Raw genomic sequence first — 20,044 nt, 5'->3', positions numbered from 1 at the left:
ATATGACACAAGACATGGTGGCCACCCTGAGCCCGCTGCTCGCGGCCGAGGCGTCCGCGGAGGCATATGCGTCCGGCGCGGAGCAGAACGATCTGGAGCAGGCCGTCTGGCTGCGCCTCCTGGAACGCCTCGACACGGATGGCCCACCCGTTGACCCGCAAGGGTGGTTGCGCCGTGCCGTGCGCTCCGAGGCCCGCCGCAGCCGCCGCACCGCCCGCCTGGAACGGCCGTACTCCTCCGAGCCCGCCGACGACCACGTCTCGGGCCCCGAGCAGCAGGCGCTCACCGCCGCCCGTCATCGCGCCCTGCACGACGCGGTACGCCGACTGCCCGGCCGCTGCCCGAGCCTGCTGGCCGCGCTGCTCTCCCCGAAGGACCTGACCTATCGCGAGATCGCAGGCGAGTTGGGTATGTCACAGGGCAGCCTTGGCCCGGAACGTTCCAGATGTCTGGGATGTCTGCGTCGATTGCTCGCGCCGGAGGTTGCGGCCCGCGAACCACGGGGATAGGAGTGAGGGACAACGGCTGAACAGGTGAGCGGGAGGCGTGCACACATGGGCATGAGCGTGACCATCTCCGTGGCGACCGAGCGGGACGCCGAGCAGATCTTCAGGCTGCAGTACCTGTGCTTCCAGAGTGAGGCCGCGCTGTACGGCAACTACCGTATTGATCCGCTCGTCCAGAGTCTCGACTCGGTCCGCGCGGAGGTCGCCGGTGACTGCGTGTTCGTGGCGCGCCTCGGCGAGGAAGTGGTCGGCTCGGTGCGCGGCACCGCGGATGTCGACGGCACCGCAGCCATCGGCAAGCTCTGTGTGCACCCGCGCCTCCAGGGCCACGGGATCGGTGCCCGGCTGCTGCGCGCCGCCGAAGGGGCCCTGGCCGACGAGCGCGGCGCCAAGACCTTCCGGCTGCACACCGGCCACCGCAGCGAGAGCGGTCTCCGTCTGTACCGGCGCGTGGGCTACCAGGCGGTCGGCACCTCCAAGGGTGACGACGGCGTACCCATGATCGTCCTGGAGAAGCAGGCCCCGGCCGGGTCGTACGCGACGACGGCGTAGGGGAGTGGGCCGCGCGCCCTGCGGGGCGCGCGGAACCGGCCACGCCCCGCGGCGGGTTGCTACCGCCCGCCGGCGGAACGCCTCCGCAGCCAGTACATCGCCGACAGCGGCAGCAGCACCGGGATGAAGAGATAGCCCATCCCGTAGTCCGACCACACGGTCGCGTCGGGGAAGGCGGACGGCTCCACCAGCGTCCACGTGCCGACCGTCAGGACTCCGGCGAGCTCGGCGGCGCAGCACACCAGCGCCGCCCTGCGGGCCCGCTCGCCGCCGCGCACGAGCGAGTACGTGATGAAGCCGTAGACGACCCCGGCGACCGCGGACAGCGAGTAGGCGAGCGGGGCCTTGTCGAACTCCGTCGAGATCTGTACGGCCGAGCGCGACACCGCCCCGACGACCATCACGCCGTACAGCCAGACCAGCAGCATGCCGGGCCCGCTGATCAGCCGGGTCCGCTGCTCGCCCGTCGGGTCCGCCGCCGGTGGTCCGTCCTCCTGAGGTGCGGGCCCGTTCTCGTCCGTGGCCGTCATCTCAGCCTCCCCAGATGTCATAGAGCCGCACCTCCAGTACGGCGAGGACGGCGCCGCCGGCCGCCACCGTGATCGAACCCCAGCGGGTGCGCTCCGCCAGCGACATGAAGCCCGCGGCCGGGATGCAGGCGACGGCGCCGAGCAGATACGCCACGAAGATCGTCGTGCCCTGGTCCGGCTTCTCGCCGCGCGCCAGCTGGACGATGCCGACGACCAGCTGCACCACGGCGAGCAGTGACACCACGGCCATGCCGATGAAGTGCCAGTCCTTGGTGGGCTGATCTCGGTAGGCGGCCCAGCCGCACCAGGCGGCGAGCACGAGCGCGGCTACGGCGGTCGCGACCGTCAGGGCATCAAGCATGCCGCGACCCTATTACGGGCCAAAAGACCCGATGCGCTCGCCCCCGGGGTCCCCCGTAGGGTCGAAGACATGAAGATCCACGCTGATGCCCTGCTGTTCGACAACGACGGGACGCTCGTCTCATCCCTCGACTCGGTCCACCGGTGCTGGACGCGCTGGGCCGAGGAGTACGGCATCTCCGCCGAGGACTTCGCCCGGGTCGAACTGCACGGCCGTACCGCCGTCGAGATAGCCGCCGATCTGCTTCCCGCCCAGCGGGTGCCCGAGGCCGTCGCGCGCATCGAGCAGCTGGAGGTCGAGGACGTACCGGGCGGAGTCGTGGCGCTGCCCGGCACGCTCGCGCTGCTCGACGCGCTGCCCGCCCACCGCTGGGCCGTCGTCACCTCGGCCACCCGGCGGCTGGCCGAGGCCCGGCTCGCCGAGGTCGGGATCCGGCCCAAGACGCTGATCGCCGCCGACGACATCACCCGCGGCAAGCCCGACCCGGAGCCCTACCTGCTCGCCGCCCGCGAACTGGGCGTCGACCCGGCCCGCTGTGTGGTCTTCGAGGACGCCCCGGCCGGGCTGCGCTCGGGCCGCGCCGCCGGTATGACCACCGTGGCGTTGGCCACAACCCACGAGGCGGCGGAGCTGGACGCCGACCTGGTGGTTCAGGACCTCTCGGCCCTGTCCGCGCTGGTCACCGGCGAAGGAGTCGAGATCTCGCCCCGGGCCTGACAACTGTCCACCGCTGTCCGCTATTCGGACAGCGGTGGCGGTCCCCGGCTATACGTCTGCTTTACTTGATCCCATGACCACGACGAGCAGCCGCACCCTTGCGACCGAGGCGACCACGACGCCCGGTGTTCGTTGTATGTGTCGAATGTGCGCCTTCTGAGGGCCCCCGCACCACCCTGAGCCTCGCGCCCCGAAGCGAGACAGCTGCGCCGTGTCCGTACCCGGTACGTGACTGAGCCGGCCTCCGCGCACACGTTCTCCCCGGTTCGACCGCCTCCGCGAGAACCGTGCCGCGTTCCCGACCGAATGCACCCGTGCCCGGGCACACCCACGCCCTGCACTCGACAGTGACGGAAACCCAGTGATCACGACAACGGGCCTGACCAAGGTCTATCGCTCGCGCGGCCGTGAGGTGACCGCCCTCGACGGGGTCGATCTGCACGTACGCGAAGGCGAGGTGTACGGCGTCATCGGCCAGTCCGGCGCCGGCAAGTCCTCGCTCATCCGCTGCGTCAATCTGCTGGAGCGCCCGACCGCCGGCACCGTGACGGTCGCCGGACAGGACCTCACCGCCCTGGCCGGCCGCGGACCTCGCGCCGGCCGGGAGCTGCGCAAGGCGCGCAGTCGCATCGGCATGGTCTTCCAGCACTTCAACCTGCTGTCCTCGCGCACCGTCCAGGACAACGTCGAGCTGCCCCTGGAGATCCTCGGCATCTCCGGCAAGGAGCGCTCGCGCAGGGCACTCGAACTCCTCGACCTGGTCGGTCTCACCGACAAGGCCAAGGCCTACCCGGCGCAGCTCTCCGGCGGTCAGAAGCAGCGGGTCGGCATCGCCCGCGCCCTGGCCGGCGACCCGAAGGTGCTGCTCTCCGACGAGGCGACCAGCGCCCTCGACCCCGAGACCACCCGTTCCATCCTCCAGCTGCTGCGCGACCTGAACCGGCAGCTGGGCCTGACCGTCCTGCTCATCACCCACGAGATGGACGTGGTCAAGTCGATCTGCGACTCGGCCGCCCTCATGGAGAACGGGAAGATCGTCGAGTCCGGCACCGTCAGCGGACTCCTCGCGACGCCCGGCTCCGAACTCGCGGCCGCCCTCTTCCCGGTGAACGGCGACGCCTCCGGCGAGGACCGCACCGTCATCGACGTCACCTTCCAGGGCGAGGCCGCCACGCAGCCCGTCATCTCGCAGCTCTCGCGCACGTACAACATCGACATCTCGATCCTCGGCGCCGCGATGGACACCGTCGCGGGCCGGCAGGTCGGCCGGATGCGCATCGAACTGCCCGGCCGTTACGACGACAACGTGGTGCCGATCGGATTCCTGCGTGAGCAGGGGCTGGGGATCGAGGTCCTGGGCCAGGAGCCCGTGCTGGTGAAGGAAGGTGCCAAGTGACCTGGTCGGAGATACAGCCGCTGCTGTCCCAGGCGTGTTGGGACACGCTCTACATGGTCGGCTGGTCCACGCTCATAGCGATCGTCGGCGGACTTCCGCTCGGCCTTCTGCTGGTCCTCACCGACCGCGGCGGACTGCTCCAGAACATCGTGGCCAACAAGGTCATCGGGCAGATCGTGAACATCGCCCGCTCGATGCCGTTCATCATCCTGATGGTCGCGCTGATGACCTTCACCCGCACCATCACCGGAACGACGATCGGCCGGGAGGCGGCGATCGTGCCGCTCGCGATCGGGGCGATCCCGTTCTATGCGCGCCTCGTCGAGATGTCGGTCCGCGAAGTGGACGACGGACTCGTCGAGGCCGTGCAGTCGATGGGCGGCAGCACCTGGAAGACGGTACGCAGCGTTCTCGTCCCCGAGGCCCTGCCGTCCCTGATCTCCGGGGCCACCACGACGGTCATCGCGCTCATCGGCTACTCGGCCATGGCGGGCACGGTCGGCGCCGGCGGACTCGGCGACATCGCCATCCGGTACGGCTACCAGCGCTTCGAGACCGGCCTGATGTGGATCACCGTGGCCGTCCTGGCCGTCGCCATCTCCCTGCTGCAGTTCGGCGGCGACTTCGCCGCCCGTGCGCTGCACCGGCGGGCCGCGAAGTCCGGGCCGCTGCTGCTCTTCCGCCCCTTCAGCGGGATCTTCCCCGGCACGGTCGCGACCGACGCCGTCAAGAAGAGCTGACCCGCGCCGTCAAGAACAGCTGATCCGCGCCGTCACGACGACCTGACCCAGAACTCCCCGTTCACCCACCGACGGGGCTGCTCCGCTCATAAGGAAAGGCACTTTTCGTGCGTAACACCGCCAAGATCACCACCGCTGTCCTCGCCGCCGGATCCCTCACCCTCGGGCTCTCCGCCTGCGGCTCGGACAAGGACTCCTCCTCCGCCGGCTCCGACGGCCCGCTGGTGGTCGCCGCCAGCCCGGTCCCGCACGCCGAGATCCTCGACTACGTCAAGGACCACCTGGCGAAGAAGGCGGGCCTCGACCTGCAGGTCAGGGAGTTCACCGACTACGTCACGCCGAACACGGCGACCGAGGACGGGTCCGTGGGTGCGAACTACTTCCAGAACCAGCCGTACCTCGACGACTTCAACCAGAAGAAGGGCACCCACATCGTGCCCGTCGTCACGGTGCACCTGGAGCCGCTGGGCCTGTACTCGCACAAGGTCAAGAAGGCCGACGACCTCAAGAGCGGTGCGACGGTCGCCGTCCCGAACGACACGGTCAACGAGGCGCGCGCGCTCAAGCTCCTCGCCGCCAACGGGATCATCACGCTCAAGGACGGCGCGGGCAACGACGCGACCCCCAAGGACATCGCGAAGAACCCGAAGAACCTCAAGTTCAAGGAGCTGGAGGCGGCTCAGACCCCGCGCTCCCTGGACGACGTCGACGCCGCGGTGATCAACGGCAACTACGCCATCGAGTCCGACCTCAAGCCCTCGAAGGACGCCCTCGTCCTGGAGTCCGCGAAGAACAACCCGTACGGCAACTTCCTCGCGGTCAAGAAGGGCAACGAGGACGACCCGCGGGTGAAGAAGCTCGCGAAGCTCCTCACCTCTCCCGAGGTCAAGAAGTTCATCGAGGACAAGTACGACGGCTCCGTCATCCCGTCGTTCTGAGCACGTTGTTCCAAGGAGCGATCGCGATGCGCAAGCACGTCATATCCGCGGTGTCCGCCGCACTCGCCCTCGGCCTGGGCCTGACCGCCTGCGGCTCGGGCTCGGACTCCGGCTCGGGCAGCGGCGGTGACGACGCGCTGGTCGTCGGCGCCACCGCGGTCCCGGCCGGCGAGGTCCTCGCGTACATCAAGAAGGACCTCGCCGCGAAGGCGGGACTCGACCTGGAGGTCAGGGAGTTCACGGACTACGTCCTGCCGAACACCGCGCTCCAGGAGGGCTCGCTCGACGCGAACCTGTACCAGAACCAGCCCTACCTGGACGAGTTCAACAAGTCCAAGGGCACGGACCTGGTGTCGGTCGTCAAGGCGTACCTGCCGCCCATGGGCGTGTACTCGAAGAAGGTGAAGGACGTCACCGGGCTCGCCGACGGAGCCACCGTCGCCGTGCCCAACGACACCACCAACGAGGGCCGCGCGCTCAAACTCCTCGCCTCCAAGGGCGTCATCACGCTCAAGAAGGGCGCCGGAACGGACGCGTCCCCCGCGGACATCGCGTCCAACCCGAAGCACCTGACGTTCAAGGAGCTCGAACCGGCCCAGCTGCCGCGCTCGCTCGACGACGTGGGCGCCGCGGTCATCAACAACAACTACGCCCAGGACGCGGGGCTCAGTCCCACCAAGGACGCCGTCCTCCTGGAGTCCGCGAAGGACAACCCCTACGCGAACCTCCTGGCCGTCAAGAGGGGCAACGAGGACGACCCGCGGGTGAAGAAGCTCGCGAAGCTCCTCACTTCTCCCGAGGTGAAGAAGTTCATCGAGGACAAGTACAAGGGCTCGGTCCTGCCGGTCACCTCCGGCTGACACACCAGTCACCACACGGGGTCCACTCTTCACCAGGAGTGGACCCCGTGGTGCGGTCGGGGGCTTGCATGCTGCATGCTGGGCAGTTCAGCAGGCCCGACGACTTCCGACGGCCCGTAGGTTTCCGAAGGTTACGGAGCGGCGCATGACGAGCACCTTCCCCGGCATCTCCATCAGCACGGACCGGTTGGTGCTGCGCCCGCTCGAGGACGACGACGCGCCGGCCCTGGCCGAGATGATGAACGACGAGATGGTCGCGGCCTGGACATCGGTCCCGCAGCCCTTCACGGAGGACGGTGCCCGCGACTGGATCCGCGACTACGCGCCCGCCGAGCGCACGGCGGGACGCGGACTCGACTTCGCCGTCGCGGAGTTCCTCACCCAGCGCCTGGTCGGCGTCATCCAGCTCGGCAAGACGAACTGGCACGTCCGCTCCACCGAACTCTCGTACATCGTCGCCCCCTGGGCCCGCGGCGAGGGCTACGCCTCCGAAGCGGCACTCGCCACCGCCCAATGGCTGTTCCGCGACCAGAAGTTCGAACGCATCGAACTGCGTACGGCGGCCGACAACACGGCCTCCCAGCAGGTCGCGCAGAAGATCGGCTGCATCAGCGAGGGCGTCCTGCGCAACGCCTGCATAGCCCGCGCCCGCACCGAGGACGGCACCTGGGCCGACCTGCGCACCGACTTCATCGTGTGGAGCCTGCTCCCGGAGGACCTCGAAGGCGTCGCCGAAGAACTGGCCGACACAAACGGTTTCACGTCGTACTCGGACTGGAACTGACACCACGCGGGCCCCGACGGCCCGCCGGAGGCCGACACCCGCAACCGGGCTCTCGCAGCCGGCCGACCGGAACCGCACCCGTGGGATCGCTCCCACACCCCGCCCGGCCCGTGGCGGCGCCGCTCAGCTTCACCAGGTACCCTCACGGAGCCCCCGCGTACGAACTGTCCCACTGACGAGCCGCGAAAACCCTCTGGAGACTGACGACGATGGCCGACCGGGTCACGGTGATCGGCTGCGACGGCTCGCCGCTGACCGCCGCGGCGCGCTCCGCTCTCGGCGCCGCCACGCTGGTGGCAGGCGCGGCCCACCACCTCGAACTCCCCGAGGTGCCCGCGACCGCCGAACGTGTTCGACTCGGCAGCGTCGCCCTCGCCGCCCGCCGGGTCGCGGGCCATCGCGGCACCGCTGTCGTGCTCGCCGACGGGGATCCCGGTTTCTTCGGCGTCGTCCGCACCCTGCGCGACCCCGAGTTCGGCCTGGAGGTCGAGGTCGTCCCCGCGGTCTCCTCGGTGGCCGCCGCCTTCGCCCGCGCGGGCATGCCCTGGGACGACGCACAAGTGGTCGTCGCACACCCCCGCACCCTGCGACGGGCGGTGAATGTATGCCGCGCGCACACCAAGGTCGCCGTCCTCACCTCGCCCGGCGCCGGACCCGCCGAACTCGGTCTGCTCATGGAAGGGGTGCACCGCACCTTCGTCATCTGCGAGGAACTCGGCACCGTACGCGAGCGGGTCACGATCCTCACCTCGGACAAGGTCGCCGACCACACCTGGCGGGACCCCAGCGTCGTCATCGTCATCGGCGGTTTCGTGGCCGCGGCCGAGGGCGGCGGCTGGATCGCCGGCCGTGAACCGGGTGCGGGTCCCCGCGGCTGGGCGCTGCCCGCGAAGGCGTACGGCGGTGCGCTCGGCGAAGGCGAGACCGAGCTGCTGCGGGCCGCGCAACTCGCCCGGCTGGGCCCGCGCGTCGGTGACCTCGTCTGGGACATCGGCTCGGGCAGCGGCGCCTTCGCCACCGAGGCCGCCAGGACCGGCGCCGCGGTCATCGCGGTCGACCGGAACCAGGGGGCCTGCGCCCGCACCGAGGAGGCCGCCCGCCGCTTCGGTGTGCAGATGCACATCGTGCACGGCGCCGCCCCGCACATCCTGGAGAACCTCCCCGAACCCGACGTCGTACGCATCGGCGGCGGGGGATCCGCGGTGGTCTCCGCCGTCGTCGACCGCCGCCCGCAGCGCATCGTGACGCACGCGGCGACCCGTGACGCGGCCGAACTCGTCGGCAGGGAGCTGACGGAGCACGGATACCAGGTCGAGTGCGCGCTCCTGCAGTCCGTCGAACTCGACACGAAAGCCTGGACGGAGACGGAACGGAGCGTTGCGTTCCTGCTCACCGGACTTCTCCCCGATCGCGCCCCGTGATCCGTTTGTCGTACTGCGCGCGGTAGGCTGGTCGATCGTTGTACCGCTCTCGGCTGCCCGGCGCTTCGTCGGCCAATGTCCCGAAAACGCGCCCCTTTTGGGGTGGGTGTGGTACGGCGAGAACCGGGGGACGCGCAACGTGGCGCAGTCCACAGCGGGCCGTTGCGGATCAAGCTGTCGCGACGGCGGAACGACCGCGACAATGCCAGTTAGTGGCTTTGTCTGCTTTCCAGGCGGGTCGTTCGTGCCGCCGGGCACGCACGCTCGTTCTTCATGACGGGGGAGCGGTCGGTGCGCCGTTCCGGGCGGGCTGGTCGTAGGAGCATCAACCGATGGGCGAGGGGTACGCATGACCGACACCGGCCAGGTCCCGGGCGAGGGAGTGCCGGAGAACGCAGGCATGGTGGAGCAGCCGGGCGTCTCCGCGCCCGGTGCGTACACCTTCCTCGACCCCTCCGAGACCCCCGCCGAGGACGACGACCTGCTCCTCATGCCGGGCGCGCAGGGCGCCTGGGGCAACGAGGTGCCGCCGCCGGCGCCGATGCCCCTCGCCCACGAGCCGGGCGCGCAGTACCCCCACGAGTCCGCCCCGCAGTTCGCCCCTGAGTCCGGCCCGCAGCTCGGCCAGGAGCCGGCCCCGCAGTTCGTGCCCGAGCCCGCCCCGCAGTTCGCCGCCGAGCCCGGCCCGCTGTCGGCCCCCGAGCCGGGTCCGCAGCTCGGTCAGGAGGCCGACCCGCAGGTCGCCGCCGAACCGGGTCCGCAGCTTTCCTCCGACTCCGGTCCGCTGCTTGCCCCCGACTCCGGCCCGCAGCTCGGTGACGAGCCGGGTCCGCACGAGACGGCCGGCCGGGACAGCGGCTCGGTCGATCTCAGCGGTGTCCGGATGCCGGCCCAGGCGCCCGCCCCGCAGCCGACTCCGCCCCGCCGCCCGCTGCACCTCGGCCCGCCGACCCCGGACGGCTCGTCGAGCCCGGTCCGCTCGCTCGCGGACCGCGGCCCCGCGGGCGCACCGGCCGGCGCCGTGCCCGTACGGCAGTCCGGGCCGCCGACGATGGGTCCCGAGTACCTCGACGTCCCGCAGCTCGCGGACGTTCCGCCCCAGGGGGCGCCCTGGGGAGCCGCACCGCAGTCGGTGCCCTCGATGGCGCCGACGAACGCCGAACCGGGCGCCGAGGGCCAGGCTGCAGAAACGGTCGTCCCGGAGCACGCCCCGAGCGCCGAGGCCGGGCCGGGCGACGAATCGCCGCAGGTCACGGAAGCGCAGTTCGATCCGGGGAGCGCCCCGGCCGGGCAGCCCGCGGAAATCCCGCCGGCGGTCGGCATCGCCGAGTCTCCGCAAGCCGCGCCCGCGTCCCCTGACGCCTGGGACGCGGCTCCCGGTCCGCTGACGCCGGAAGCCCATCCCGCCGCCGAGGACCCGGAGACCGCGCAGGCTCCCGACGCCGTGCCGGTCGCCGAGACGGGCGCCTCCATCGCGGACGGTGGGCCGGACGCGCACGTAGCACCCCTCGTCGAGCCCTTGCCCGACGCCTTCGCGACCGGTCAGGACGCCGCACAGTCGGCGGGCGACTCCGCGCTCCCGGACGGCATTCAGCCGTCCGCGCCCGCTGCACCCCACGCGTCCTCGCACGCCGCTGCCCCGGAACCGGCCTCCCCGGAGGGCGAGTTCACCGCACCCGCGCAGGACCCGTACGCCGCCCAGCCGCCGGTCCCCGACCTCGCCCTGACTCCCGCCGAGCCCGGGACGCACGACGCCGCGGTCCCGTTCGCGGATCCGGCCGACACTGGTGTCCACATCCCGGAACCGGTCGTCCAATTTGCGGACACGGGGTCCTACGCGGAGCCCGAGCAGGCCGTCGCCGCCCCCCAGCCGCCGGCGGCCGAGGTGTCGCACCCGGCCGGCGCGGTCCACGCGGTTCACGCGCCGGTGCCGGTGGACGCCTCGCAGGGCCGTGCGGTGGCCGCCTCGCAGGCACCCCACGCCCACCAGCTCACCGAGTCCGTCGCCGAGCCGTCGTACGGCGTTCCGGTCGGGGTCGGCGCTTATGCGGCGCCCGCCCGTGCGGCCGCGGGCCAGGAGCCCGACTCCGCGGGCCGGGCGCACGGCCCGACCGTCCCCGGCGACTCCGCGGAGCTGTCCGGCGCGCCCCTGGAGGTCCAGGCGGACCACACCATCGGCCGGTTCGTGCCCGTGGAGGGCTCGGTGCCGACCACGCCGCACCTGGCCCCGACGCCGCCGCACGCCATGACCGTCCCGCCTCTTCCGGCGGAGGAGGACTCCGCACCGGACGAGCAGCCGGCGCCCGGGCTCACCCCGGCCGCCACCGAGCCCCCGGCGTTCGAAGAGACCCCGGAGCCCCTTGCCGCCGCGCAATCCTTGGCCCCGGCGGAGTTCCCCGCTCCCGAAGACCCCGTGGCCGTGCCCGCCCCCCGCGAGGCCGAGGCGGCCCTCGTACCGGAACCGCCCGTGGCGGACCTGGAATCCGTAGTCGCACAGCAGGCGGACGACCTGGACACCCAGGGCGCCGACCAGGAAGAGAGCACGGCCGCAGTGGAAGACGTACGAGAGTCCACCGGCCCCGCCGCGCCCGGGTACGACGAGGCCGAGCGCGAGGCCGTGCTGCGGGTCATGCGCGAGCGCCGTGACATCCGCAACGGCTTCCGCAGCGACCCGATCCCGCACGACGTCCTGCTCCGCGTCCTGGAGGCGGCCCACACCGCGCCCTCCGTCGGCCACTCCCAGCCCTGGGACTTCGTGGTCATCCGCTCCGCCGACACCCGGCGGGCGATGCACGAACTGGCGGCCCGCCAGCGCGAGGCGTACGCCAAGTCGCTCCCCAAGGGCCGCGCGAAGCAGTTCAAGGAACTGAAGATCGAGGCCATCCTCGACACCCCGGTGAACATCGTGGTCACCGCCGACCCGACTCGCGGCGGCCGGCACACCCTGGGCCGCCACACGCAGCCGCAGATGGCTCCGTACTCCTCCGCACTCGCGGTCGAGAACCTCTGGCTCGCCGCGCGCGCCGAGGGTCTCGGCGTCGGCTGGGTCAGCTTCTTCGACGAGCGGGAGATGGTCCGCGCCCTGGGCCTGCCCGACCATCTGGAGGTCGTGGCGTACCTCTGTGTCGGATACGTCGACGAGTTCCCGGACGAGCCCGAGCTGATGCAGGCCGGCTGGTCCAAGCGCCGCCCGCTGTCTTGGGTCGTCCACGAGGAGACGTACGGCCGTCGCGCGCTGCCCGGTGAGGAGCCGCACGACCTGCTCGCCGAGACGGTCTCCAACATCCGCCCGCTCGACGCCAAGGCGCTCGGTGAGGCCTGGGACCGGCAGAAGCGGATGACGAAGCCGGCGGGCGCGCTCGGCATGCTGGAGATCATCTCCGCCCAGCTGTCCGGTCTGTCCCGCCAGTGCCCGCCGCCGATCCCGGAGCCCGCGGCGGTCGCGATCTTCGCCGGTGACCACGGTGTGCACGCCCAGGGCGTCACTCCCTGGCCGCAGGAGGTCACCGCCCAGATGGTGGCCAACTTCCTGGGCGGCGGAGCGGTCTGCAACGCGTTCGCCAACCAGGTGGGCGCCGAGGTCTGCGTCATCGACGTGGGTGTCGCCTCGGAGCTGCCCGCGACCCCGGGCCTGCTGCCGCGCAAGATCCGCGCGGGCACCTCCGACATGACCACCGGCCCCGCGATGACCCGCGAGGAGGCCAAGGCGGCCATCGAAGTGGGCATCGAGACGGCCCGGGACCTCGTGGCGGCCGGCAACAGGGCCCTGCTCACGGGCGAGATGGGCATCGCCAACACCACCGCGTCGGCGGCCCTGATCTCGGTCTTCACCGGGACCGACCCGAGCGAGGTGACCGGCCGGGGCACGGGCATCAACGACGAGACCCTGGCCCGTAAGACCGAGGTCGTGCGCCGCGCCCTCGAGGTCCACCAGCCGGACCCGGCCGATCCCATCGGCGTCCTCGCCGCGGTCGGCGGCTTCGAACACGCCGCGCTGGTGGGCCTGTTGCTCGGCGGCGCGTCCCTGCGCACCCCGGTGATCCTGGACGGCGTCAGCGCCGGCGCCGCCGCCCTGGTGGCCCGCGCGATCGCCCCCGAGGTGCTGGCCGCCTGCATCGCGGGTCACCGCAGCGCGGAGCCCGGCCATGTCGCCGCCCTCAACAAGCTGGGCCTGCGCCCGCTGGTCGACCTCGACCTGCGGCTGGGCGAGGGCACGGGCGCCCTGCTGGCCCTGCCGATGGTCCAGAGCACGGCACGCGCCATGCACGAGGTGGCGACGTTCGACTCGGCGGGAGTGACCGAGAAGTAGGCCCTCGCGGCGGTACGCACGGAGTCCGGGGCGGGGCACCGGTTTCGGGGAGGGGTGTGCCCGGGGAAGGAAACCCCCGACCCGCCGCGACCACGCCCCGCACCCGCACCCTAAAATCCGCACGTCAGGGGCTCACCCAGAGCCGCAGAGCCCCGTCCCGCACCACCCCGCACGAGGGAGCCGCACCCCCATGGCCGAACACCCCGCCTACCTCGTAGGCCTCCGCCTCGCCGGTCGCCGCGTAGTCGTCCTCGGCGGCGGCCAGGTGGCCCAGCGCCGCCTTCCTGCACTCATCGCGGCCGGCGCGGACATCCACCTCGTCTCGCCCGAGGCCACGCCCTCCGTCGAGGCGATGGCGGACGCGGGCGAGATCGCCTGGACGAGGCGGCCGTACGAGGACGGTGACCTCGCCGACGCCTGGTACGCGCTCATCGCCACCCGCGACCCGGCGGCGAACACCGCGGCCTCCGCGGAGGCCGAGCGGCACCGCGTCTGGTGCGTCCGCTCCGACGACGCCGACGCGGCCACCGCCTGGACCCCGGCCACCGGCCACAGCGAGGGCGTGACCGTCGCCGTGCTCACCACCGACGCCCGCGGCCGCGACCCCCGCCACACCGCCGCCGTCCGCGACGCGGTGGTCGAGGGGCTGCGCGACGGCACCCTGGTGGCGCCCCACTTCCGCACCCGTACGCCGGGCGTCTCCCTGGTCGGCGGCGGCCCCGGCGACCCGGACCTGATCACGGTCCGCGGCCGCCGGCTGCTCGCGGAGGCGGACGTGGTCATCGCGGACCGCCTGGGCCCGCGCGACCTGCTCGCCGAACTCCCCGCGCACGTCGAGGTGATCGACGCGGCCAAGATCCCCTACGGCCGTTTCATGGCCCAGGAGGCCATCAACAACGCGCTCATCGAGCACGCCAGGCAGGGCAAGTCGGTCGTCCGGCTGAAGGGCGGGGACCCCTTCGTCTTCGGCCGCGGCATGGAGGAGGCGCAGGCGCTCGCCGAAGTGGGCATCGCCTGCACGGTCGTTCCCGGCATCTCCAGCTCGATCTCGGTCCCGGGCGCCGCCGGCATCCCGGTCACGCACCGCGGGGTCGCCCACGAGTTCACGGTGGTCAGCGGCCATGTCGCCCCCGACGACGAGCGCTCGCTGGTCGACTGGCAGTCCCTCGCGAAGCTCACCGGCACGCTGGTGATCCTCATGGGCGTCGACAAGATCGGCGCCATCGCCCGTACGCTCATGGACCACGGCAAGTCGCCCGGCACCCCCGTCGCCCTGGTCCAGGAAGGCACCACCGCCGCCCAGCGCCGCGTGGACGCCACCCTCGAAACGGTCGCCGACACCGTCCGCACCCAGGACGTGAAGCCCCCGGCCGTCATCGTCGTCGGTGAGGTCGTGAACGTGGGCGTGCGGATCCCGGGGAAGCAGACCGAGTAACCCCGGGTAACCAACCCGTTCCCAGCCGTTGGCACCACACCCAGGACAAGGCAGTATCACCCTGTGGCCGATCTCATCACCGTTGAGGACCCCGACGACCCGCGTCTGCGCGACTACACGGGTCTGACCGACGTGGAGCTGCGCCGCAAGCGCGAACCCGCCGAGGGCCTGTTCATCGCCGAGGGCGAGAAGGTCATCAGACGGGCCAAGGACACCGGCTACGAGATGCGCTCGATGCTGCTCTCCGCCAAGTGGGTCGACGTCATGCGCGACGTCATCGACGAACTCCCGGCCCCGGTGTACGCCGTCAGCCCGGAGCTCGCCGAGCAGGTCACCGGTTACCACGTGCACCGCGGCGCCCTCGCGTCCATGCAGCGCAAGCCGCTGCCGACGGCGGACGAACTCCTGCAGTCCGCCCGCCGGGTGGTCGTCATGGAGTCGGTCAACGACCACACCAACATCGGCGCGATCTTCCGCTCCGCCGCCGCCCTCGGCATGGACGCCGTGCTGCTCTCCCCGGACTGCGCCGACCCCCTGTACCGCCGCAGCGTGAAGGTCTCCATGGGCGCGGTCTTCTCCGTGCCGTACGCCCGTCTGGAGACCTGGCCCAAGGGCCTGGAGTCGGTCCGCGAGGCCGGCTTCACCCTTCTCGCGCTCACCCCCGACGAGAAGGCCAAGACCCTGGACGAGGCCGCGCCCCACAAGATGGACCGGGTCGCCCTGATGCTCGGCGCGGAGGGCGACGGCCTGTCCACCCAGGCCCTGGTGGCCGCGGACGAGTGGGTCCGCATCCCGATGGCCCACGGCGTCGACTCGCTCAATGTCGGCGCGGCGGCCGCGGTCGCCTTCTACGCGGTGGCGACGGGCCGCCCGCAGGCCTGACAGCGCTGCGCCGCCCCCAGGGCTGACGCCGACGGATCACCCGCACTCCCAACGGCGACGGATCACGCACCCGCTCAACGCCGACGGATCACCCGCCCGCCAACGGCGACGGGCCGCCCGCGAGCCTCACCGTCCTACTGGACGGCACTCCGGTGCTGCCGGTCCGGCCGGTCCGGCCGTTCCCCGGTGGGCGGCGGCGCGTACGGCTGCTCCTGGCGGACGCCCTCGCGACCGCCGCCGAGTCCGCGCGCCGGGCCCTGGCAGCCCTGGGCCGCCGCGATGCCGAGGGCCACCATCAGCGTCACCACCACGAAGACGAAGAGCCGCTGGCGCAGCAGCCGCGGGTTGGCCGGCCGCCGGCCGGTCCCGGTGGTGCGAGGTCCCGGACGGGTGCCCGACCGCGGTCCGGGCCGGTTGCCCGAGCGGGTCGTGTTGCGCGCAGGCGTCGGACGCGTGCCCGACCGCGAACCGCCGCCCGTGCGCGGCGGGGGAGTGCCCTGCGAGCCCTGGGTGCCACCCGGCCGCCGCTGGGTGCGCTGGTCGGCGTACTGCTCGGCGAGCCGCCCGGTCGGCCGGTCCGGGTCACCGCGCGGGGCGGGCGGCCGGACGTCGGCGAGGCCCTGCGCCTCACGGGCCGCGATCTCCTTGAGCCGCAGCGACAGTTGCAGCGTGCTGGGCCGCTCCTCGGGATCCTTCGCCAGACAGGCCCGTACGAGGGGAGCCAGCGCGTCGGGGACCCCGTTCAGCTGCGCCTCCTCGTGCACCACCCGGTACAGCATCACTTCGGAACTGCCGTGCCCGAAGGGCGAGTCGGACGTCGCCGCGTAGGCGAGCGTGGCGCCCAGCGAGAACACGTCGGTGGCCGGGGTGACGGCCGCGCCCCGCACCTGCTCGGGCGCCAGGAAGCCGGGCGAGCCGACCGCGGTGCCGACGTGCGTGAGCGTGGAGGCCCCGGTCGCCCAGGCGATCCCGAAGTCGATGATCCGGGGCCCCTTGGGGGACAGCAGGATGTTCGACGGCTTCAGGTCCCGGTGGACGACGCCGGCCTCGTGCACCGCGACGAGCCCCTCGGAGAGGGCGGCACCGACGGCGGCCACGTCGGCGGCGCTCAGCGGTCCTTCCTCGGCGACCTTGTCGTGCAGCGAAGGGCCCGGGACGTACTGCGTGGCGAACCACGGACGGTCCGCCTCCAGATCGGCCGCGACGAGCCGCGCCGTACAACCGCCCCTGATCCGTCGCGCCGCCGAGACCTCCCGTGCGAACCGCGACCTGAACTCCTGATCCTCCGCCAGGTCGGGCCGGATCACCTTCAGCGCGACCCGCTGGCCCCGCCGGTCGGAGCCCAGGTAGACAACGCCCATCCCGCCCGCGCCGAGCCGTCGGTGAAGCCTGAACGAGCCGACGACACGCGGGTCCTCGCGCCTCAGGCGCATCATCGCCATGTCCATCCCCGCTGCCCGGTCCGTTTGACGAGCCACAGCTTACGTTTCCGCGGCCGGGTGCGCGCATAGGCCGCGCCCTCGCGACCCGATCGATTGTCAGTGCCGGGTGAGAAACTTGAAAGGTGGTCAGGGAGCGTGCGACCAGGCCTGCTTTGAGCTGCCTGTGATCCCAACCATCCGTCGCAGAAGGGGGATTGGGCCCATGAAGGGTGACCGAGTGGAGATAGTCGTGGACGCCGGGGACACGACGCGTACGTACGAGGTGGTGGCGAGCAGGGCGGGCCGCCGGGTGGAGACGGCGGTGCGCCGAGGGGTCGTGGAAGTGAGCGAAGTCACCCGTAGCGGATCAGTGGTGCGCACCGCCCGCTTCATGGCGAACCGGGTGCTCGCCCTGGTCGAGCAGCCGATCCCGAGGGAGGACAGCTCGGAACAGTAGGAGCACACCGGGCGTCCCCTCCGGGAAGACCCTGATACCTGGGTCCTCGTCTCCACCCAGGGGAGTACGGCGCAGGTCACGGCTCATCCTCCGGGAGGCCCGCCAATCGGTACGAGGGCATGACGACCCACCACCGCCGCCCCCATAGATTTGAGGTCAAGCGGCGGGTGCAGCACTCGTCCCCCGAGGTCAGACACTCGCCGCTGCCAACACAAAAGAAGCTCGGTCAGGAGAGGGACCATGGCCCACACGGCACCGCGGACGATGATCCGCACGCAAGGACGCAAGGCATACGCCGCCGCGTTCGGCACCCGCCGCACGGGGCGTCGCCACCCACTGGTGGCGACCGCGATGGTCCTTCCCCTGGCGGCCCTGCTGGTGGTCGTCTTCGGCGGCTGGGAAGCAGTGGTCACACAAGCGTCGTCCGTGGGCGTGATGCTGGGGCGCTGAGCGGCGCCCCGGGCCCGGAAGAGCGGTCCGGGCGGGGACATCCGGCCATGAAACCCCGTGGGGACGGGGGTGCGGCGGACGGCACAAATGCCCGCGCAGCTGGGGAGCTGCGCGGGCATTTACGTCTGCCCGCGGAAGCCGTCGGCGCGTCCGCGCAGATACGTCCGGTCCTCGCCGTGATCACTCCGGAGCGGGCCGGGGATACGGGAGAGTTCGTCGCCGCGGCGCGTCGTGCGTACGCTCACGGAGAGCCGACGACGTATTTCCAGGGGGACCGGTGACCGCAGACGTGCTGCCCGCGCTGACCGCCAGGGCGCGGGGCGCGGCCCACCCCGCCGACACCACGTGCGCGCATTCCGACGCCGTACTCGCCGACCGGCAGGACGGCACCGTCGTCCGGCACGGCGACACCGTGGCCAAGGCCCACGCACCCGGTACCGCCCCCGGGGAGCTCGCCGCCCGCGTGGCCGTCGCCGGGAACCCCGCCCTCGCGGGCGTCCTGCTGCCCCCGCTCCGCCCGGCACCCGCCGACCTGCACGGCCGCCTGGTGACCTTCTGGCCGTACGGCAGCCCCGTCGACCCGGAGGTGCCCGAGGCGGCGCCCTGGGAGGCGGCCGCCACCCTGCTGGCCCGGCTGCACCGGGCGCCGGCACCGGACGGGCTGCCGCCCATGCGCGGCCCCGCCAAAGCGGCGCGCGCCATCGCGCGTCTGCGGGCGGCCGGACCGCACCCCGCCGCGGACCCGGTGCTGCGAGCCTGGGCCGGTCTCCCGCCCTGGGCCCGCGCCGAAGCCCCGATGCCGCCGGAACCGGGCACCCTCTGCCACGGTGACCTCCACCTCGGCCAGCTGGTGCGCCGTCCGGCGACGACCGGTCCGTGGCTGCTCATCGACGTGGACGACCTGGGCCTCGGCGTCCCCGCCTGGGATCTGGCCCGCCCGGCCGCCTGGTACGCCTGTGGTCTCCTCCCGCCCGACGAGTGGACCCGCTTCCTGACCGCCTATCAGCGCGCGGGCGGCCCGGCCGTCCCCGCCGACGGCGACCCCTGGCCCGCCCTGGACGTCCCGGCCCGCGCCCTCACCGTGCAGACCGCGGCCCTGGCGATCGCCAAGTCCGTGGCTGCGGGCCGCCCCCTGGACGAGGTCCAGCAGGCCGTGGTCGACGCCTGCGACCGAATGGCCGCCGTCCCGCCCGAGTTGGCGCGAGGTTTCGCGAAGTAAGGTGCAACCGACAGCCGCCGGACAGTGTCTGTCCTGGCGTAACGCGAAGCAGCACCGACGGCGAGGAGTTGAGCCGAGCATGCAGTGTCCGAAGTGCCATGCGCCCATGCAGACGTACAACCGCAATGGCGTCCAGATCGAGCAGTGCAGCGGCTGCCGGGGGATATTTCTCGACTACGGCGAGCTGGAGTCGCTGACCCGCGTGGAGTCCCAGTGGTCCCAGCCGGCCCCGCCGCCGGCAGCCCCGCAGGCGTACCCCTCCGCTCCGGCACCGGCCTGGGGCGCCCCGCACGGAGGCCATGGCGGCCACGGAGGTCACTACGGCGGCCACCAGCGTCACAAGAGCTTCGGCCACATGCTCTTCTCGTCCTGAACGATGGGGCCCTCCCCGGTGGAGGGCCCCTCGTCGTGTCCGGAGCTCCGCGGCGGACGCCAGGGCGACGGCAGCACGACGAAGCCCCCGGCCGTACGAGACGGCCGGGGGCTTCGGGTGGTGCGCGATACTGGGATTGAACCAGTGACCTCTTCCGTGTCAGGGAAGCGCTCTCCCGCTGAGCTAATCGCGCAGGTCACGCGGCTTCAGCCACGCTCACTGCCAATACTGCGTGCGCGATACTGGGATTGAACCAGTGACCTCTTCCGTGTCAGGGAAGCGCTCTCCCGCTGAGCTAATCGCGCGGGGATCCTTGCGGACCAGTGGACGATACTGGGATTGAACCAGTGACCTCTTCCGTGTCAGGGAAGCGCTCTCCCGCTGAGCTAATCGTCCTTGGAGGTGGAGACGGGATTTGAACCCGTGTAGACGGCTTTGCAGGCCGTTGCCTCGCCTCTCGGCCACTCCACCAGGAGCGCGGGGGTTCGGGAAGATCCCCCACTTCCTGCGAGCGGACGACCAGGTTCGAACTGGCGACCTCAACCTTGGCAAGGTTGCGCTCTACCAACTGAGCTACGTCCGCGTGCCGTTTCCGGTCGGCTCACGCGTCCCGGCGACGTGTTGAACTCTAGCGGATTCCGGGGCCAGTACAAAAACGCGTTTGTGCAGCGTGCTGCGGTGCGTGCCGGGCCA

20 protein-coding genes and 5 tRNA genes are annotated in these 20,044 nt (G+C 71.9%); 16 read left to right on the top strand and 9 right to left on the bottom strand.

The features are described from left to right. Positions 1-2: 2 nt before the first annotated feature. Both ACFWM2_RS30510 and ACFWM2_RS30505 read left to right on the top strand, forming a co-directional pair. Positions 3-509: a sigma-70 family RNA polymerase sigma factor gene (locus tag ACFWM2_RS30510; protein WP_383286644.1), complete on the top strand. Its 507-nt coding sequence runs from the start codon at positions 3-5 to the stop codon at positions 507-509. Between the two features lie 45 nt (positions 510-554). Beyond that, on the top strand, positions 555-1,058 hold the full coding sequence (locus ACFWM2_RS30505) for a GNAT family N-acetyltransferase (RefSeq protein ID WP_383286642.1): 504 nt from the start codon (positions 555-557) through the stop codon (positions 1,056-1,058). A gap of 59 nt (positions 1,059-1,117) precedes the next feature. On the opposite strand, the gene ACFWM2_RS30500 is transcribed toward ACFWM2_RS30505, so the two are convergent. Continuing rightward, entirely contained in the window at positions 1,118-1,588 is a 471-nt protein-coding gene (locus ACFWM2_RS30500; protein ID WP_383286640.1) for a hypothetical protein, read from the bottom strand. A 1-nt stretch (position 1,589) separates the two neighbouring features. Then, the gene (locus tag ACFWM2_RS30495; RefSeq protein WP_383286638.1) at positions 1,590-1,949 is read right to left on the bottom strand and encodes a hypothetical protein; all 360 of its coding nucleotides are present in this window, start codon (positions 1,947-1,949) and stop codon (positions 1,590-1,592) included. 69 nt (positions 1,950-2,018) lie between these two features. Between ACFWM2_RS30495 and ACFWM2_RS30490 the strand changes: the two genes are divergently transcribed. The 10 genes from ACFWM2_RS30490 to ACFWM2_RS30445 all read left to right on the top strand — a co-directional run bounded on the left by ACFWM2_RS30490 (position 2,019) and on the right by ACFWM2_RS30445 (position 15,431). Continuing rightward, positions 2,019-2,666, top strand: a complete 648-nt coding sequence (locus tag ACFWM2_RS30490; RefSeq protein ID WP_383286636.1) for an HAD family hydrolase — start codon at positions 2,019-2,021, stop codon at positions 2,664-2,666. A gap of 361 nt (positions 2,667-3,027) precedes the next feature. Continuing rightward, positions 3,028-4,062 carry a methionine ABC transporter ATP-binding protein gene (locus ACFWM2_RS30485; RefSeq protein ID WP_383286634.1) on the top strand — a complete coding sequence of 345 codons (1,035 nt, stop codon included), beginning with the start codon at positions 3,028-3,030 and terminating at the stop codon, positions 4,060-4,062. Then, positions 4,059-4,802 (top strand): methionine ABC transporter permease, encoded by a 744-nt coding sequence (locus tag ACFWM2_RS30480; RefSeq protein WP_383286632.1) that lies wholly within the window; start codon positions 4,059-4,061, stop codon positions 4,800-4,802. The genes ACFWM2_RS30485 and ACFWM2_RS30480 overlap by 4 nt, the downstream gene beginning before the upstream one ends. A gap of 107 nt (positions 4,803-4,909) precedes the next feature. Continuing rightward, a complete protein-coding gene (locus ACFWM2_RS30475; protein WP_383286630.1) occupies positions 4,910-5,740 on the top strand; it encodes a MetQ/NlpA family ABC transporter substrate-binding protein in 831 nt (276 codons plus the stop codon). 26 nt (positions 5,741-5,766) lie between these two features. Beyond that, positions 5,767-6,600, top strand: a complete 834-nt coding sequence (locus ACFWM2_RS30470; protein WP_383286628.1) for a MetQ/NlpA family ABC transporter substrate-binding protein — start codon at positions 5,767-5,769, stop codon at positions 6,598-6,600. Between the two features lie 145 nt (positions 6,601-6,745). After that, complete coding sequence (locus ACFWM2_RS30465; protein WP_383286626.1) at positions 6,746-7,384, top strand: GNAT family N-acetyltransferase; 639 nt, start codon at positions 6,746-6,748, stop codon at positions 7,382-7,384. A gap of 209 nt (positions 7,385-7,593) precedes the next feature. Then, positions 7,594-8,805, top strand: a complete 1,212-nt coding sequence (gene cbiE, locus ACFWM2_RS30460) for a precorrin-6y C5,15-methyltransferase (decarboxylating) subunit CbiE (protein ID WP_383286624.1) — start codon at positions 7,594-7,596, stop codon at positions 8,803-8,805. 349 nt (positions 8,806-9,154) lie between these two features. After that, complete coding sequence (cobT, locus tag ACFWM2_RS30455) at positions 9,155-13,114, top strand: nicotinate-nucleotide--dimethylbenzimidazole phosphoribosyltransferase (RefSeq protein WP_383286622.1); 3,960 nt, start codon at positions 9,155-9,157, stop codon at positions 13,112-13,114. A gap of 190 nt (positions 13,115-13,304) precedes the next feature. Continuing rightward, positions 13,305-14,549 (top strand): uroporphyrinogen-III C-methyltransferase, encoded by a 1,245-nt coding sequence (cobA, locus tag ACFWM2_RS30450; RefSeq protein WP_383286620.1) that lies wholly within the window; start codon positions 13,305-13,307, stop codon positions 14,547-14,549. Positions 14,550-14,612: 63 nt separating this feature from the next. Then, positions 14,613-15,431, top strand: coding sequence for a TrmH family RNA methyltransferase (locus ACFWM2_RS30445; RefSeq protein ID WP_383286618.1), 819 nt, complete (start codon positions 14,613-14,615; stop codon positions 15,429-15,431). Between the two features lie 134 nt (positions 15,432-15,565). On the opposite strand, the gene ACFWM2_RS30440 is transcribed toward ACFWM2_RS30445, so the two are convergent. Next, positions 15,566-16,879: a serine/threonine-protein kinase gene (locus tag ACFWM2_RS30440; protein WP_383286986.1), complete on the bottom strand. Its 1,314-nt coding sequence runs from the start codon at positions 16,877-16,879 to the stop codon at positions 15,566-15,568. Between the two features lie 196 nt (positions 16,880-17,075). On the opposite strand from ACFWM2_RS30440, the gene ACFWM2_RS30435 reads away from it, so the two are divergent. Both ACFWM2_RS30435 and ACFWM2_RS30430 read left to right on the top strand, forming a co-directional pair. Further along, on the top strand, positions 17,076-17,309 hold the full coding sequence (locus tag ACFWM2_RS30435; protein ID WP_121404330.1) for a hypothetical protein: 234 nt from the start codon (positions 17,076-17,078) through the stop codon (positions 17,307-17,309). Positions 17,310-17,549: 240 nt separating this feature from the next. Further along, positions 17,550-17,759 carry a hypothetical protein gene (locus ACFWM2_RS30430; protein WP_383286615.1) on the top strand — a complete coding sequence of 70 codons (210 nt, stop codon included), beginning with the start codon at positions 17,550-17,552 and terminating at the stop codon, positions 17,757-17,759. Positions 17,760-17,878: 119 nt separating this feature from the next. On the opposite strand, the gene ACFWM2_RS30425 is transcribed toward ACFWM2_RS30430, so the two are convergent. After that, positions 17,879-18,004, bottom strand: a complete 126-nt coding sequence (locus ACFWM2_RS30425) for a hypothetical protein (protein WP_383286613.1) — start codon at positions 18,002-18,004, stop codon at positions 17,879-17,881. A gap of 32 nt (positions 18,005-18,036) precedes the next feature. Between ACFWM2_RS30425 and ACFWM2_RS30420 the strand changes: the two genes are divergently transcribed. Further along, on the top strand, positions 18,037-18,978 hold the full coding sequence (locus ACFWM2_RS30420; protein WP_383286611.1) for a phosphotransferase family protein: 942 nt from the start codon (positions 18,037-18,039) through the stop codon (positions 18,976-18,978). A gap of 79 nt (positions 18,979-19,057) precedes the next feature. Beyond that, positions 19,058-19,351: a zf-TFIIB domain-containing protein gene (locus ACFWM2_RS30415; RefSeq protein ID WP_383286609.1), complete on the top strand. Its 294-nt coding sequence runs from the start codon at positions 19,058-19,060 to the stop codon at positions 19,349-19,351. Between the two features lie 118 nt (positions 19,352-19,469). Here ACFWM2_RS30415 and ACFWM2_RS30410 read toward each other — a convergent pair. The 5 genes from ACFWM2_RS30410 to ACFWM2_RS30390 all read right to left on the bottom strand — a co-directional run bounded on the left by ACFWM2_RS30410 (position 19,470) and on the right by ACFWM2_RS30390 (position 19,934). Beyond that, positions 19,470-19,544 (bottom strand) — tRNA-Val (locus ACFWM2_RS30410). Positions 19,545-19,584: 40 nt separating this feature from the next. Continuing rightward, positions 19,585-19,656: transfer RNA gene (locus tag ACFWM2_RS30405), tRNA-Val, on the bottom strand. A gap of 19 nt (positions 19,657-19,675) precedes the next feature. Next, positions 19,676-19,747: transfer RNA gene (locus tag ACFWM2_RS30400), tRNA-Val, on the bottom strand. A 1-nt stretch (position 19,748) separates the two neighbouring features. Beyond that, positions 19,749-19,822 (bottom strand) — tRNA-Cys (locus ACFWM2_RS30395). Positions 19,823-19,861: 39 nt separating this feature from the next. Beyond that, positions 19,862-19,934 (bottom strand) — tRNA-Gly (locus ACFWM2_RS30390). Positions 19,935-20,044: the final 110 nt, after the last annotated feature.

This window comes from Streptomyces sp. NPDC058371 (assembly GCF_042723265.1).
Taxonomy (GTDB): Bacteria; Actinomycetota; Actinomycetes; order Streptomycetales; family Streptomycetaceae; genus Streptomyces.
The sequence above is the reverse complement of the archived record's forward strand: the minus strand, read 5'-3'. Positions and strand labels throughout refer to the sequence as shown.